The sequence below is a fragment of the Mesorhizobium sp. M0217 genome, from assembly GCF_040321955.1.
GTDB lineage: Bacteria > Pseudomonadota > Alphaproteobacteria > Rhizobiales > Rhizobiaceae > Mesorhizobium.
The window spans coordinates 46,995-60,232 of sequence record NZ_JAMYSN010000002.1 but is presented as its reverse complement, the minus strand read 5'-3'; the positions used below and the strand labels follow the sequence as shown (position 1 = coordinate 60,232).

At 62.3% G+C, this 13,238-nt stretch carries 18 protein-coding genes; 13 read left to right on the top strand and 5 right to left on the bottom strand.

Going from position 1 to position 13,238, the window contains the following annotated elements:
* Positions 1–90: 90 nt before the first annotated feature.
* Complete coding sequence (locus NKJ18_RS04875; protein ID WP_352757903.1) at positions 91–1,494, bottom strand: aminopeptidase P family N-terminal domain-containing protein; 1,404 nt, start codon at positions 1,492–1,494, stop codon at positions 91–93.
* A gap of 123 nt (positions 1,495–1,617) precedes the next feature.
* Between NKJ18_RS04875 and ilvA the strand changes: the two genes are divergently transcribed.
* The 3 genes from ilvA to NKJ18_RS04860 all read left to right on the top strand — a co-directional run bounded on the left by ilvA (position 1,618) and on the right by NKJ18_RS04860 (position 4,299).
* Positions 1,618–2,874: a threonine ammonia-lyase IlvA gene (gene ilvA / locus NKJ18_RS04870; protein ID WP_352757902.1), complete on the top strand. Its 1,257-nt coding sequence runs from the start codon at positions 1,618–1,620 to the stop codon at positions 2,872–2,874.
* On the top strand, positions 2,871–3,449 hold the full coding sequence (locus NKJ18_RS04865) for a DUF1697 domain-containing protein (RefSeq protein ID WP_023828646.1): 579 nt from the start codon (positions 2,871–2,873) through the stop codon (positions 3,447–3,449). The genes ilvA and NKJ18_RS04865 overlap by 4 nt, the downstream gene beginning before the upstream one ends.
* A 145-nt stretch (positions 3,450–3,594) precedes the next feature.
* Positions 3,595–4,299, top strand: a complete 705-nt coding sequence (locus NKJ18_RS04860; protein ID WP_023815356.1) for an outer membrane protein — start codon at positions 3,595–3,597, stop codon at positions 4,297–4,299.
* 105 nt (positions 4,300–4,404) lie between these two features.
* Here NKJ18_RS04860 and NKJ18_RS04855 read toward each other — a convergent pair whose 3' ends face one another.
* Positions 4,405–4,698 carry a DUF2218 domain-containing protein gene (locus NKJ18_RS04855; RefSeq protein WP_023744840.1) on the bottom strand — a complete coding sequence of 98 codons (294 nt, stop codon included), beginning with the start codon at positions 4,696–4,698 and terminating at the stop codon, positions 4,405–4,407.
* Between the two features lie 133 nt (positions 4,699–4,831).
* Positions 4,832–5,272 carry a VOC family protein gene (locus NKJ18_RS04850; protein WP_023681520.1) on the bottom strand — a complete coding sequence of 147 codons (441 nt, stop codon included), beginning with the start codon at positions 5,270–5,272 and terminating at the stop codon, positions 4,832–4,834.
* Between the two features lie 359 nt (positions 5,273–5,631).
* Between NKJ18_RS04850 and NKJ18_RS04845 the strand changes: the two genes are divergently transcribed.
* The 6 genes from NKJ18_RS04845 (at position 5,632) to NKJ18_RS04820 (ending at position 9,046) form a co-directional block, all read left to right on the top strand.
* Positions 5,632–6,228, top strand: a complete 597-nt coding sequence (locus NKJ18_RS04845; RefSeq protein WP_352757901.1) for a cold-shock protein — start codon at positions 5,632–5,634, stop codon at positions 6,226–6,228.
* A 113-nt stretch (positions 6,229–6,341) separates the two neighbouring features.
* Entirely contained in the window at positions 6,342–6,914 is a 573-nt protein-coding gene (locus NKJ18_RS04840) for a DUF192 domain-containing protein (protein WP_352757900.1), read from the top strand.
* Positions 6,915–6,924: 10 nt separating this feature from the next.
* Entirely contained in the window at positions 6,925–7,692 is a 768-nt protein-coding gene (locus NKJ18_RS04835) for an alpha/beta fold hydrolase (RefSeq protein ID WP_352757899.1), read from the top strand.
* Positions 7,693–7,749: 57 nt separating this feature from the next.
* Positions 7,750–8,121: a hypothetical protein gene (locus NKJ18_RS04830; RefSeq protein ID WP_023695388.1), complete on the top strand. Its 372-nt coding sequence runs from the start codon at positions 7,750–7,752 to the stop codon at positions 8,119–8,121.
* A gap of 70 nt (positions 8,122–8,191) precedes the next feature.
* Positions 8,192–8,506 carry a hypothetical protein gene (locus tag NKJ18_RS04825; RefSeq protein ID WP_023667509.1) on the top strand — a complete coding sequence of 105 codons (315 nt, stop codon included), beginning with the start codon at positions 8,192–8,194 and terminating at the stop codon, positions 8,504–8,506.
* Between the two features lie 39 nt (positions 8,507–8,545).
* On the top strand, positions 8,546–9,046 hold the full coding sequence (locus tag NKJ18_RS04820) for a GNAT family N-acetyltransferase (RefSeq protein ID WP_352757898.1): 501 nt from the start codon (positions 8,546–8,548) through the stop codon (positions 9,044–9,046).
* Here NKJ18_RS04820 and NKJ18_RS04815 read toward each other — a convergent pair.
* Positions 9,043–9,657: an HD domain-containing protein gene (locus NKJ18_RS04815; protein WP_023681513.1), complete on the bottom strand. Its 615-nt coding sequence runs from the start codon at positions 9,655–9,657 to the stop codon at positions 9,043–9,045. The genes NKJ18_RS04820 and NKJ18_RS04815 overlap by 4 nt on opposite strands.
* Positions 9,658–9,790: 133 nt before the next feature.
* Between NKJ18_RS04815 and cysE the strand changes: the two genes are divergently transcribed.
* Both cysE and NKJ18_RS04805 read left to right on the top strand, forming a co-directional pair.
* Complete coding sequence (gene cysE / locus NKJ18_RS04810) at positions 9,791–10,639, top strand: serine O-acetyltransferase (RefSeq protein ID WP_023667506.1); 849 nt, start codon at positions 9,791–9,793, stop codon at positions 10,637–10,639.
* Positions 10,640–10,895: 256 nt separating this feature from the next.
* A complete protein-coding gene (locus NKJ18_RS04805) occupies positions 10,896–11,099 on the top strand; it encodes a DUF3126 family protein (RefSeq protein WP_006200852.1) in 204 nt (67 codons plus the stop codon).
* A 288-nt stretch (positions 11,100–11,387) separates the two neighbouring features.
* Here the strand turns inward: NKJ18_RS04805 and NKJ18_RS04800 are convergent, their stop codons facing one another.
* A complete protein-coding gene (locus NKJ18_RS04800; protein WP_023805266.1) occupies positions 11,388–12,113 on the bottom strand; it encodes a hypothetical protein in 726 nt (241 codons plus the stop codon).
* Between the two features lie 110 nt (positions 12,114–12,223).
* On the opposite strand from NKJ18_RS04800, the gene NKJ18_RS04795 reads away from it, so the two are divergent.
* Together NKJ18_RS04795 and NKJ18_RS04790 are read left to right on the top strand one after the other, a co-directional pair.
* On the top strand, positions 12,224–12,592 hold the full coding sequence (locus NKJ18_RS04795; protein WP_023681511.1) for a DUF6949 family protein: 369 nt from the start codon (positions 12,224–12,226) through the stop codon (positions 12,590–12,592).
* An 85-nt stretch (positions 12,593–12,677) separates the two neighbouring features.
* On the top strand, positions 12,678–13,205 hold the full coding sequence (locus NKJ18_RS04790; protein WP_023681510.1) for a gamma carbonic anhydrase family protein: 528 nt from the start codon (positions 12,678–12,680) through the stop codon (positions 13,203–13,205).
* Positions 13,206–13,238 lie beyond the last annotated feature (33 nt).

Genomic DNA, 13,238 nt, shown 5'->3' with positions numbered 1-13,238 from the left:
GCCTGTCTACCCTCGGCCCGTCTACCCTCCGCGACACCTCCCGGACAGTGAGAGTGCGGCAGAAGTAAGTCGTGTCCAGCCGAAATGTGGTCAGCGTCGGGTCACAGCCATCGCACTGTTGCGCGAAAGCCAGAATGGCGGCAGGAACGCCGGAATGTTGGAGAAGGGCAATACCTCGGGTTTGAGCCTGATGCCCAGCACGTCGCGCATGAAGGCGCGGCGCGCCTCGATGCGGCGCCATGCCTCGGGATAGCGGGCCGCGATCTCCTCGCGCAGGGACTCATCGGCAAGCGCGATACCGTCTTCGATGTTGGTGGTGAAATAGCTGGTTCCGGTCGCCGGAATGATGTCGACCTGCAGCGCCATGCCCGATTGCAGCTTGATGTCCGAGCCGGAAAACACCGGCGAATGCATCCATTCGTCCATATGGACGAGATGGCCGGGATTGAGCGAGACGCCGAAGAACGGGTCGCCTATGCGGTCATGCACGGCTTTCCAAAGCGCTCCGCCGGCAACGCCTATGCCGATGGTCTCGTACCAGTCGACGACGGCGGCGAAATAGGGCGCTACCAGCTTGTCGATATAGTCGTCGATCTCGCGCGGCAGTTCCGCGGCGCTCTCGACCAGGAAGCCGGCGCGGGCGTTGAGCGAGCCCTGGATGCCATAGGCCATGGTGACGGGATCGCCGCGCTTGATGATGTCGAGGCGCGGGCTAGGCAAGCCGTAGGGCGCACGCCTGCCGGCGGACAGCATCGGGTGGCAGCACAGGGGCAGGCCGTTGATCCCCATCAGCCGCGCGGCCTGCAATTCGCTCATGCCGGGCTCAATATTCCCAAGCACGTTGCGCAGGCCCTGCGAGGAAAAGGTCGCGGCGAATTCGAAGGACGCCAATTGGTCTGCCTCGTTGATGGCGCGTAGGCCGTCGGATGGGTTCATCAACAGGTTGGCGGCGTTGACCACCGCGCCTCTGTCGCCGGCCAGTGTGCGCAGCGTATCGGCGATGAAGGACGGCAGGTCGAGCGTCGTCTCGCCAAAGCCGCCATCGCCGGCGCCGAACGGCTTCCAGCCGATGGCGCCGATTTTCTGGCCGGCCTTCAGGCCGCAGGCGGCAAGCGTGTCGGATAGAGAGGCCGAGCGGTCGCGTGGCTGCGCCGGCAGCGAGAAGGTCTGGTAGAGGACGCGCTCGTAAGGCCCGTCGCAGATTTCGGCATAGCCCCAGCCCTCATTGCCGACGAGAAGCTTTGGCTGGCTGCCGGGGACGATGACCAGCAACGTCTCCTCGAAACGCGGATCGTAACCACTGAGATAGGCGACATTGGCCGCGTGCTCGCGGTCGCCATAGACGGCAAAGGCGTCGAGCCCGGCCTCGGCGCCGCGCGCCAGCAGAGCCTCGATGCGCGCTTCGTAGGTCCGCCGCTGAACTAGCGGCATCACTGTTGGTTCGCCGAATTCAGGAAGGTCTACGGTCTTCAGGGCGACAGCCGAAACAGGCATGAAGATGGCTCCAATGGATTTCCTGCTGGCGCGTCAAAGCGGCCGGCCGCATCGGTGGCTGCAAACGGCGAATTGTGCAATAGGCTTCGCCTTCGAACCATTCGATCCAGAGGTGACGGCGCCATGAACAGTTTCTCCTCCCGTGTCGCCACCGCCGCAACCGCGATCCGCGAGATCTTTCCCGAAACGCCGCTGCAGGAAAACGACTATCTGTCGAAGAAGACGGGGGCTCGGGTGCTGTTGAAGCGCGAGGACCTTTCACCGGTGCGCTCCTACAAGATCCGCGGCGCCTTCAACTTTTTCCGCAAGGCGCTTGCCGCCGGCAACGAGGCCGAGCTGTTCGTCTGCGCCTCGGCCGGCAACCATGCGCAGGGCTTTGCCTTCGTCTGCCGCCATTTCGGCAAGAAGGGCGTGGTCTTCATGCCGGTGACGACGCCGCAGCAAAAGATCGACAAGACGCGGCTGTTCGGCGGCGATTTCGTCGAGATCAGGCTGGTCGGCGACTTCTTCGACGACTGCTACCGCGCCGCCTTCGAATTCACCGAAAGTTCCGGCGCGCATATGGTGCCGCCCTTCGACCACAAGGACATTATCGAGGGGCAGGCGACGGTCGCCTATGAGATCGCCGGCCAGATGCCGGGCGCGCGCATGCCCGACATCATCATGCTGCCGGTCGGCGGCGGTGGCCTGGCCGCGGGGGTGACGCACTATTTCGCCGATCAGCAACGTGACGCGCGCTACGTCTTTTGCGAACCGGCCGGTGCGCCGAGCCTGCATCAGAGCCTCGCCAGCGGCAAGCGCGTCCGGCTCGCCAATGTCGACAATTTCGTCGACGGCGCGGCGGTGGCCGAGATCGGCCGCGAGCCGTTGCGCCACCTCAAGGAGTTCGCCGCTCAGGCGGTGCGGCTGATCCCTGAGAACCGGCTCTGCGCCACCATGATCGAGATGCTCAACATCGAAGGTGTGGTGCTGGAGCCGGCCGGTGCCTTGGCGATCGACGCGTTGAAGGATTTTTCGCGCAAGGAAATCCGCGGCAAGACCATCGTCGCGGTGGTGTCGGGCGGCAATTTCGATTTCGAGCGGCTGCCCGACGTGAAGGAGCGGGCGCTGCGCTTCGAGGGGCTGAAGAAATACTTCATCATCCGCTTTCCGCAGCGGCCGGGCGCGCTACGCGACTTCCTCGAACTGCTCGGTCCCGACGATGATATCGCCCGCTTCGAATATATGAAGAAATCGGCACGCAATTTCGGCTCTGTGCTAATCGGCATCGAAACCAGGGACCGGCGCAATTTCGACCTGCTGAAGGCGAATTTCGAGGCCGAGGGCGTCCACTATCAGGACATCAGCGACAACGAGACCCTGGCCGGGTTCATCATATGAGCGGTACAGCCTGCCACCCGAAGCTCGAAGAGCGAAGGGTGGTCTTCGTCGCGCTGTTTTCCGGCATCAATGTCGGCGGCAACCGCATCGTCCAGATGGCGGAGTTGCGGGCGTTATTCGAGGCGCTAGGCTTCACCGATGTCGCCAGTTATGTGCAGAGCGGCAATGTCGTGTTCCGGACCAAGAAGGGCGACGCCGCCACGCTGGCGAAACAGATCGAAATGGCGTTCGAGAAAAAATGGGGCTTTCACTCGCGCATCATGGTGCGCGATCTCTCCTGGTTCGAACGGTTGGTGAAGGAGAATCCTTATCCGGAAGTCGCCGGCGATCCGACCAAGCTTCACGCCTACACGCTGGAGCGCCAGCCGACGGCGGACGAGATCGCCAGGCTTGCCGAAAAATGCACCGGCCCGGAAAGCTTCGAGGTCAGGGACGACGTGCTCTACCTCAAGGCGCCGGACGGGCTCGGCAAATCGGTGTTCGCCAATCTCATCCCGCGCGTGCTGAAAGTGCCCGGCACCGCGCGCAACTGGCGCTCGGTGCTGGCGCTGCTGCAGATAGCGCGTTCGCTTTGAACCGCTTCTACGTTGCGGTCGCGATGCTAATTAAGCCTCGGCTAAACAGTTGTTTTTCTGCAACAATTTTCGATTTTCCGGCCTGGGCAGCTTAATGAATACTGCATGTCTGTGCTATGCTCTTTCCGACGCATTGGGGAGTTTCATGAAACGTCTGCTTCTCGCATCTACTTTCCTGATTTCGGCTTGCGGCGCGGCGTTCGCCGCCGACGTGATTGAGACCGTACCGGCAGGGTTTGTCTGGTCGGGTGGCTATGTCGGCATCAACGCCGGCTATGGCTGGGGACGCGGTGACGCGGTCGACCAGACGGATTCCTTCTTCGACGAGGAGCTTGGTCAGACCCATGACGTCGATACCGACGGCTTCCTCGGCGGCGTTCAGGCCGGTTACAACTGGCAGTCTGGAGCATTCGTCTATGGCGTCGAAGCCGATCTGGGCTATCTCGGCCTCGATGGCGACAGGACTATCGTCGAAGAGCCCGACAATTTCGGATCGGCGAAACTGGGCGTCTATGGCGATCTGACGGCACGTCTGGGCTACGCCACCGACAGGCTGGTGATCTACGCCAAGGGCGGCGCGGCGGCGACTCACTACAAATTGAGTTATGGCGATACTTTCGATTTTGACGGGGTGCCCGACCCGGACAGCAGCGCATCGAAGAGCGGAGGCCGCTTCGGCTATACGATCGGTGGCGGTGTCGAATGGGCCTTCGCCGACAAATGGACCACGAAGCTGGAATACCAGTACTTCGACTTCGGTAAGGTCCGTTTGACAGATATCGAGGGCAACGACGCAAAGGTGAAGATCGACGCCCATACGATCAAGATCGGCCTGAACTACAAGTTCTGATCGATCCGTCGTTCCGACGGTTCAGATGGCGTCGCAACCAAGTGACGCCATAACGTCGCCCGGGGCTGGCAGCTTCCGGCGTTCGGCGTTGCGGCTGACAGCAGATCAGGTCGCCGGAGCCTGCTTCCACTCGAAAGTCAGTTCCTCGCGGAAGGCAAAGCGCTTGATGTGATCGGCAACAACGCTCTCCATGCGCTCCAGCGATCCGCTTTCCTCCGTCGACACCGTGATATGCAGCGCTGCCGCATCGGCATCGAGAACCGTGCGGCCGAGCGACAGATCGATGGTGCCGTGGTTTGGATCGAACACGACGGGAAATTTGTGCGCCCAGTGCTTGCACAGCTGCTGCAAATAGCGGCTGGCATATGCGGTGGTGACATCGGCACGGCTGGTCGGCATAAATGAATTCTCCTGGATGAGGCACTGGCTTTGCTTGGCTGGCGCGACAGGCAGGTAAATAGGTGCCGTTGGTCGAAATGGCAAAGGCGGCCGGCTTGTCGGCGCGGCCGCCTCGCTCAAGATGGCGTGATCGCTACCAGGTGCCGGTGTTCGGCATCGATGCCCACGGCTCGGCCTTGGGTTTGGCCGGGCCCTTCTGCAGCAGTTCGAAGGAGATGCCGTCCGGCGACTTGACGAAGGCCATGTTGCCGTCGCGCGGCGGCCGGTTGATGACGACGCCATTGTCCATCAGATGCTGGCAGGTGGCGTAGATGTCGTCGACCTCATAGGCGAGATGGCCGAAATTGCGGCCGCCCTTGTACTCCTCCGGATCCCAATTGTAGGTCAGTTCGATCAGCGGCGCCTTCTCAGTGATGCCGCTTTCTACATCCTCGGAGGCGGCGAGGAAGATCAGCGTGAAGCGGCCCTGCTCGTTTTCGTAGCGGCGCACTTCCTTCAGGCCGAGCTTGTTGCAGTAGAAATCGAGCGAGACATCGACGTCGGCGACACGGACCATTGTGTGGAGGTAGCGCATGGGATTTCCTCGGGGATGTTTGGGTTGCGAGGCAACATAAGGTCCACCCCGTCGGAGGGCAACGAGCATCGGACTGGAAAAGTGATCACCGGTTTTTGGAAAATCAGGTTGCTCTGACAAAAGCGTCCGACCACAAGTGGTTGCCGATTTCGGCAAAATCCGATGCAAATTGCCGACCGGTTGACGGCCTTGACGGATCGCCATTGCAGCCGGCAGCGACGCCGGCAAACAACAAGTCAGCTATTCCTGTATTCAACCGTGAAAAAAGGCACGGCAGGTCTTGCACACCCCGGAAGCGGCGGTGTTAATCTAATGTCAAGAATCACTTGCGGTTTTCTTGAAAAAAAGGGGGCGTTCTTATGGGGGATAAGGCCTCTTTCACGAGGCGGGATGAGAACCTTGACGACGCCCTGAAGAGTGACAGTGGCGGCGATAGCGCCGACCTTGTCGAAATCGCCGGCGCCATCAAATGGTTCGACGTGGCCAAGGGCTACGGTTTCATACTACCCGATGACGGTTCCTCGGGCGACATCCTCCTCCATGTCACCTGCCTTCGAAAGGACGGTTTTCAGACGGCATTGGAGGGCGCGCGTGTCGTGTGCCTTGTCAAGCATGGCGACCGTGGTTTGCAGGCTTTCCGGGTGCTGTCCATGGACACCGCCACCGCGGTCCATCCGGCCGAGATGCAGGAACAGCGCACCCATGTGGCGGTGACGCCGGAAAGCGGGCTCGAGCGGGCGCTGGTTAAGTGGTTCAACCGCACCAAGGGCTTCGGCTTTCTGACGCGCGGCGAGGGCACCGAGGATATCTTCGTCCATATGGAGACGCTGCGCCGCTATGGCATCACCGAGCTCAGGCCCGGACAGGTCGTGTTGGTGCGTTTCGGACGCGGTGACAAGGGCCTCATGGCTGCCGAGATTCACCCTGATATGGGCACCTTGCCGGTCGCGCATTAGGACGCGAGCCTTCCTGAGGAAGTCAGGACGGCGTTTTTCTTGGTTTCACCACGATCTTATCCGAATACCTGAGACCACTTTTAGGGATCATGGTCTTTGGTCGAGGATTTCCAATGGCGTACAGGAACTGGCTGACAGCGGGCGCGCTCTGCGTCATCGTTGCGGTAGCCGCAGGCGCTTACTTCTATTCCGGGCAGCCGACCGCATCCCAGCAGACGATCGCCGGCGGTCAGGCGATGATCCTTCCCGTCGATCCGACACCCTTGGTCGTGGCGACGAAAGGGGGCAATAAATCCTTTTCCATCGAAGTCGCCGACACCGACTCGGAACGCGAGGCCGGCCTGATGTATCGCCAGGATATGGCCGACAATCATGGCATGCTGTTCGTCTTCGAGATGCAGAAGCAGGTCGGCTTCTGGATGCACAACACGCCGATGCCGCTCGACCTGATCTTTGTTGGACAGGACGGCAAGGTCCGGGCCGTCAAGCACGGCACTCCATTGTCCGATGCAGTCATCTCGCCGGGTGTGCCAGTGCGCTTCGTGCTGGAGTTCAAGGCCGGCACCGCCGCCAAAAACGGCATCGACTATGGCGATCTGCTGCGCCATCCGGCCGTCGGCACGGTGTCCGGCCCCGGCATGCCGCCATCGGACAAGGGCAACGCGCCCACGCCCGGCGCCGGCTGAGCCGCTCCCGATGCAATTCTTCTCCCATGACGGGTTCGACTTCGCCTTCCTCGACCGCCGGCCGGCGTCGGGGGCGGGCGATCCGGTGCTGATGATCCACGGCTTTGCCTCCAGCCACTATGTCAACTGGGTATCGCCCGGCTGGTTCAAGACGCTGAACGATGCCGGCTATCGCGCCATCGCCTTCGACAATCGCGGCCACGGCTCGTCGTCGAAAAGCTATGACGAGGCCGACTACACCCCGGCCAAAATGGCTTCGGACGCGGCGGCCCTGCTCGACCATCTCGGCATCGGCCGCGCGCATGTCATGGGCTATTCGATGGGCGCGCGCATCGCGGCGTTCCTGGCGCTGTCGGATCCCGGCAAGGTGGCGACGCTGGTCTTCGGCGGGCTCGGCATCGGCATGGTCGACGGCGTCGGCGACTGGGACCCGATCGCCGAGGCGCTGCTGGCCGACGATCCGGCCGGCACCAGCCATCCGCGCGGCCGCTCGTTTCGCGCCTTTGCCGATCAGACGCGCAGCGACCGCCGCGCGCTGGCCGCCTGCATCGCCACGTCGCGCGAACTGCTCAGCGGACACGACATGACGCGCATCGCCCAACCGACGCTGATTGCGGTCGGGACGACAGACGATATCGGCGGCTCGCCCGACGAGCTCGCCGCGCTGATGCCGAACGCCAAGGTGTTTCACATAGACGGCCGCGACCATATGCTGGCTGTGGGCGACAAGACCTTCAAGCAGCGGGTTTTGGAGTTTTATGCCGAAAATCCGCTTTAACCGGTAAGCGATTTTTCGGGCGAAATGGATTGGGCGGCCGGCGAGGGGTGGCAAACAATGGCTCAATGGGGAAGAAGCGCCGACGCTCTGCCGGGCGCCGTCGTGACAAGCATGTTCGGCAAGCGTTCCGTCATCCTGGCGCTGCTCGCCTTCGGTGCCGGTGTGATAGCGCTGACCACAATGGTGGCGCTGCCGGCCCACGCATCCGAGCGTGCCCAGAACATCGCCACGGCTTTCTTCATGGCGGTTTTCCTGCTGGCAGGGCCGTTGGCGCATATTGCCGGATTGATTTTCGGGCTGATGGCGCTGGTGCGTTCGAACGATAGCCGCGTGCTTGGGGTCGTCGGCATCCTGCTCAACGGCGGCTCCCTGGCGGTTGGCTTCCTGCTGCTTGTGGCAATGGCATCGACGATCGGCGCTTTCACCTGATCGGGGACGAGTAATGGCCGGATGGGGAAGAAGCACGATAGCAATGCCCGGCGTGGCGGGGCGGAGCAGCTTGGGCAAACGCTCGGTGATCCTGGCCCTGCTGGCGTTCGCAATGGATTTTGCGGCGGTGGTCACGCTGGCGTTGATGCCAGGCGAGGCGTCGCTGGCCGCTCAAAACGTCCTCGGCGGGGTTTTTCTGCTGGTGTTTCTCGTTGCGGCGCCGCTGGCGCACATCACCGGCGTGGTTTTTGGCTTGATGGCACTGGGACGTTCAAACGACAATCGTGTCCTCGGCATCGTCGGTATCATCCTCAACGGGCTGTCGTTGGTGATCGGCCTGTTCTTTGTTTGGGCGGCCACCAAGTCCGTTGGCGCCTTCAGGTGATCGATCTTCGTCTGGCTTGCAGCCGGAGGCGGTGCCGCTTTGGTTGACCTTCTCGTCACCTATATGGACATGCGCGAACCGAATTCGGCGCCGGCTTTCGACTGCCCGCTATCGGGCGCCACGGTGGCGCGTGAAACACTTGATGTGGCCGCCTATCTCAGCCTCTACCGCGCTGTCGGCGAGCCGGTGCAGTGGGACCAGCGGCTGCGCATGCCGGCGGAAGAGCTCGAGCGCCTGCTGGCGCTGCCCTCGACATATATCCATGTGCTGCGCGTCGAGGGCGAAGCGGCTGGTCTGTGCGAATTCAACGGCGTCGGCCAGCCTGAGGTCGAGCTAACCCATTTCGGGCTGGTCCCCGTCTTCCAGGGTCGCAGGCTTGGGCCGTTCCTGCTCGACCAGGCGCTTCGCGCCATCTGGTCGCACGCGCCGCAAAGGGTCTGGCTTCATACCGACACATACGACCATCCGGCTGCGCAATCGGTCTACAGGCGCGCCGGGTTCAAAGCCTATGCGCAGCGCATGGAGACATTTCCGGATTAGGATTTGAGCGTTTCTAGAGACCGCGCCAGGTTTTGCCTGGCCTGGGGCTCGAACCTCTGGCGGAATTCCTGCGTGTGAAAAATATGCTGGCGCGCGAGGAAAGTCTTGAGAATCGCGCCGCGGCCGGCGCGCCACATCGGCTCCTCGACCCAGCCATATTCGCGGCGGACCGCTTGTTCATAGGCGTCGAAAGCGTCGGCTGACGCACCCAGTATCGCCAGGTCCATGTCGAGGAAAAGCGCTGCGTCGCGGAGGGCGTTCTCATCGGCAAGGCACCGTGGTTGAAGGCTGGGCAGTTCATGCGTGGCGGTGGCGACGATCATCGCCGCTATGCGGCCGAGGCGCTCCGGATCGGTGCGGGCGGCAAGTTTGTCCTGCGCAAGTGCCGCACTCCTGGCCTCGTTGTCCTTGGCGCGGCTGTCATAGATGGCGTCATGGAACCAGATTGCGGCTTCGACGGCGCCGGAATCATGCAGCGATGCTCGATATTCGTCCGCCAGCGCCAGCAACGCCTCGATATGGGCGAGGTTGTGATAGTGGCGATCCGGAGCTTGATAGAGCGCGGAGAGCGCGCGTTTCAGCGGAGCGTCGATCAAGGGTTCGTTTTCCATGGCGGCTTGAATTTCCGTGAACCAAATCCATTTCACCGAGCACTAAGGAAAATTGAGTTCAATCGTGCTATGATCTGGCTTATATGTGCCGCCGGAGAATAGGCAAGCGGCCAGGACGCAGGACAAGACGTCGATGAACAGCATCAGCATTTCCCGCCCCACAATGGTCCAGCCGGTCGATCCGATCTGGCGTTCGGTCCGCGACGAGGCGATGGAAGCGGTCAACCGCGACCCGCTTCTGGCGGCGTTCCTCTATTCGACCATCCTCAACCAGGAGAGCCTGGAGGAAGCTGTCATCCATCGGCTCGCCGAGCGGCTCGCGCATCAGGACATCGGCTCCGACCTCATCCGCCAGACGTTCAAGTCGATGCTGGCCGACGACAAGGAATGGTCGTCGATCGTGCGTGTCGACATCCAGGCCTATTACGACCGCGATCCGGCCTGCGACCGCTTCATCATGCCGGTGCTCTATTTCAAGGGTTTCCATGCGATCCAGACGCACAGGCTGGCCCATTGGCTGTGGAATCAGGGCCGCAAGGATTTCGCGCTCTATCTGCAGAGCCGCTCGTCCTCGGTGTTCCAGACCGACATCAACCCGGCCGCCCGCATCGGCAAGGGCATCTTCATCGACCACGCCACCGGCCTCGTCGTGGGCGAGACGGCGGTGATCGAGGACGATGTGTCGATCCTCCATGGCGTGACGCTGGGCGGCACCGGCAAAGCCGGCGGCGACCGTCACCCCAAGATCCGTTACGGCGTGCTGATCGGCGCCGGCGCCAAGATTCTCGGCAATATCGAGATCGGCCATTGCTCGAAGATCGCGGCAGGCTCGGTCGTGCTGTCGCCGGTGCCGCACAACAAGACGGTTGCCGGCGTACCGGCCCGCGTCGTCGGCGAGACCGGCTGCGACCAGCCTTCGCGGCAGATGGACCAGCTTTTGCCGTCGCAGTCGATGGATCAGGTCGTCAGCTTCGACATCTGATTTGCAACACCCGGCGCGCCGGACTGAAGTCCGGTTGCCGGCGCCATTGCCTCTGGAGCATGATGCCGAAAAGTGTGAGGCGGTTTTCGGACGACATCATGCTCTACCTCCTTGATTTAGAGGCGGATTTGGATTCGACCTGAAATCATCCGGCCCCAGGGTTCGCGTTCTATCCAGCCGGCTTGCCTTTACATCGCCATTGTCGACGTGCCAGAAGCGCGTTCCAACGAGCAAGCCCGACGATCGGAGAAGACTTTTGAAGCCGGACGAAATCAGAAAGCTGGACGCCTATTTCAAGCGCGTCTTCCAGAATCCCAAACTCGAGGTGAAGGCGCGGCCGCGCAAGGAAGATTCGGCCGAGGTCTATGTCGGCGACGAGTTCCTCGGCATCGTCTTCAAGGACGAGGACGACGGCGACTATAATTTCTCGATGGCGATCCTCGACATCGATCTGGCCTGATCGCGGAACTGGGGATCGGAGTTGCCTATCTCCAACGAAGTGGGGAGATGAAGAGCAAGCCTCGGCGATCCTTCCCACCCCCCTCTGTCCTGCCGGACATCTCCCCCGCAAGGGGGGAGATCGGCAGTTCCTCGGCTCTTCTTCTGCAACCTCGATAATTGGCGAAAGCAGTGATGGGGGCGTAATCTCCCCCTTGCGGGGGAGATGTCCGGCAGGACAGAGGGGGGTGCTGTCCCGCCAACGTTCGTAAATTTCTGCGCCGCTTCGCTTCGCCCGAACAGAGGCAGGCTAGCGCCCGGTCTTCAGGACGCGCGTGGCCTCGGCGACGATAGCGGCGTCAAGCGCCGGCCAGTTGCCCAGCAACTCCCGGGGAAAGCGGTAGGTCAGGCTGAGGCTGTCGCCGACCTGGATGTCCCGCTCGCAGGGCGCCAGCGATTCCTCGGCGCTCGGTCCGCTCAGGCAGCGGGCGACGAACGGGTCCTTGCCGGCCCGGCCGGCGACCGCGAGCACCTCGTTGAGATAGCCTGATTTTTCCGTAAAACCGTAAATCGTCGTGCCGCCGGGGCCGGGCGCGCCGGGCTGGCTGATGAGCGCGCTATAGATCGGCGCGAAACGGCCGCTCATGTCGCGCGACATCATCTGCGGTTCAAACGACAGGAAGATGATGTTTTTGGCGGCCCCCGTGTGGTTGAAATCGTCGCGGGCGGCTTCGCTGTAGCCGTCCATCTGGGGATAGCGCAGATAGAGGTCGAGGCGCGAAGCGATGCCGTCGCGCCGCGCCTGCAGGAAGCGGATGGCGTTGGCCGGCACGGCAATGACATTGTTGCCGATCACTACCCTGTGGACCGTGATGTCGTCGGTGTAGCCGGCCATGGCGATCGAGCGGCCGAACCATTTTCCGCCAAGGCTGATCGCCAGCGACAGCAGCGCCAGTGCGGCAAAAGCATAGAACACCCGCTTCATCAGCACGGAATCGACGACGTTGAACTCTTCTGCGGTCGCTGCCTGCTTCATCGCAATCCCCATAGTGGCCGCCCTCTGTCCCTAGGCGGCACACATGCCGCGGCATGGCTCTTGCTGCGCTGGACGCGACTGTGCGATTTCATGGTAAACGGAAGGTAAAGATGAGCCTGCTGCTACCCGTTCTCTTCGCTTTTGCCGTCGGGCTCACCGCCTGCGGGCTCGCTGGGTCCGTGATGGAACTGGCGGCGGGCCGCCGGCTTGCCTTTGCCGAGCCTTATGTGTCGCCGGCGTACATCCTGCGCTCGCTGGCCACGACCGCTTGCGCCGGGCCGTTCATGCTCGCCAACGATGCGCTCGATGCGCGGCGCGAGGGCCGCATTTCGACGCTGATGCTGATGTCCTGCGGCTGCACGGTGATCGCCTGGGCGCTGACGCTGGGCATCGTGCTGATCGCCATTGCCTCCTGGGGCATTGGCTCTCCTGGTGCGCTTCAGCTTTTGGTGGAATCGCTGGCGCGGTATTTGCCTTGAGGCAATTGCTGGGGGAAACCGCTACGCGGTTTTCCTAGGATTGTTCTAGGGTTTGTCCCGGCCTGCGACGAATCGGAGACTGCAAATGCCGACCTATGCAATCGACGGAAAAGCGCCCCGTTTCGAGGATCCCGACAGCAACTGGATCGCGCCGGACGCTACGTTGATCGGCGACATCAGCGTCGGTCGCAATGCCGGCTTCTGGTTTGGCGTGGTCATCCGCGGCGACAACGAGGCGATCGTCATCGGCGCCGACAGCAATGTCCAGGAACATACGGTGATGCACACCGATCCCGGTTTTCCCCTGACGATCGGGCAGGGCTGCACGATCGGCCACCGCGCCTTGCTGCATGGCTGCACGATCGGCGACAACAGCCTGATCGGCATGGGCGCCATAGTGCTCAACGGCGCCAGGATCGGCAAGAACTCGCTGGTCGGCGCCGGCGCACTGGTCACCGAGGGCAAGGAGTTCCCTAACAATTGCCTGATCGTCGGCTCGCCCGCGCGGGTGATCAGGACGCTGGACGATGCCGCGGTTGCCAGGCTGCGCGTCTCGGCCGCGCACTATGTCGCCAATGGCAAGCGCTTCAAGGCCGGGCTGAAGAAGGCCTGAACTCTATTAATGTTTGACGTTGATCTTTTCCGA

Bases quoted from the DNA above. Each gene is read 5' to 3' on its own strand.
- NKJ18_RS04840 (WP_352757900.1), top strand. From the start codon at position 6,342: ATGGCGTACAGGAACTGGCTGACAGCGGGCGCGCTCTGCGTCATCGTT.
- cysE (WP_023667506.1), top strand. From the start codon at position 9,791: ATGAACAGCATCAGCATTTCCCGCCCCACAATGGTCCAGCCGGTCGAT.
- NKJ18_RS04790 (WP_023681510.1), top strand. From the start codon at position 12,678: ATGCCGACCTATGCAATCGACGGAAAAGCGCCCCGTTTCGAGGATCCC.
- NKJ18_RS04855 (WP_023744840.1), bottom strand. From the start codon at position 4,698: ATGCCGACCAGCCGTGCCGATGTCACCACCGCATATGCCAGCCGCTAT.
- NKJ18_RS04865 (WP_023828646.1), top strand. From the start codon at position 2,871: ATGAGCGGTACAGCCTGCCACCCGAAGCTCGAAGAGCGAAGGGTGGTC.
- NKJ18_RS04830 (WP_023695388.1), top strand. From the start codon at position 7,750: ATGGCTCAATGGGGAAGAAGCGCCGACGCTCTGCCGGGCGCCGTCGTG.
- NKJ18_RS04875 (WP_352757903.1), bottom strand. From the start codon at position 1,494: ATGCCTGTTTCGGCTGTCGCCCTGAAGACCGTAGACCTTCCTGAATTC.
- NKJ18_RS04835 (WP_352757899.1), top strand. From the start codon at position 6,925: ATGCAATTCTTCTCCCATGACGGGTTCGACTTCGCCTTCCTCGACCGC.
- NKJ18_RS04845 (WP_352757901.1), top strand. From the start codon at position 5,632: ATGGGGGATAAGGCCTCTTTCACGAGGCGGGATGAGAACCTTGACGAC.
- NKJ18_RS04795 (WP_023681511.1), top strand. From the start codon at position 12,224: ATGAGCCTGCTGCTACCCGTTCTCTTCGCTTTTGCCGTCGGGCTCACC.
- NKJ18_RS04815 (WP_023681513.1), bottom strand. From the start codon at position 9,657: ATGGAAAACGAACCCTTGATCGACGCTCCGCTGAAACGCGCGCTCTCC.
- NKJ18_RS04860 (WP_023815356.1), top strand. From the start codon at position 3,595: ATGAAACGTCTGCTTCTCGCATCTACTTTCCTGATTTCGGCTTGCGGC.
- NKJ18_RS04850 (WP_023681520.1), bottom strand. From the start codon at position 5,272: ATGCGCTACCTCCACACAATGGTCCGTGTCGCCGACGTCGATGTCTCG.
- ilvA (WP_352757902.1), top strand. From the start codon at position 1,618: ATGAACAGTTTCTCCTCCCGTGTCGCCACCGCCGCAACCGCGATCCGC.
- NKJ18_RS04800 (WP_023805266.1), bottom strand. From the start codon at position 12,113: ATGAAGCAGGCAGCGACCGCAGAAGAGTTCAACGTCGTCGATTCCGTG.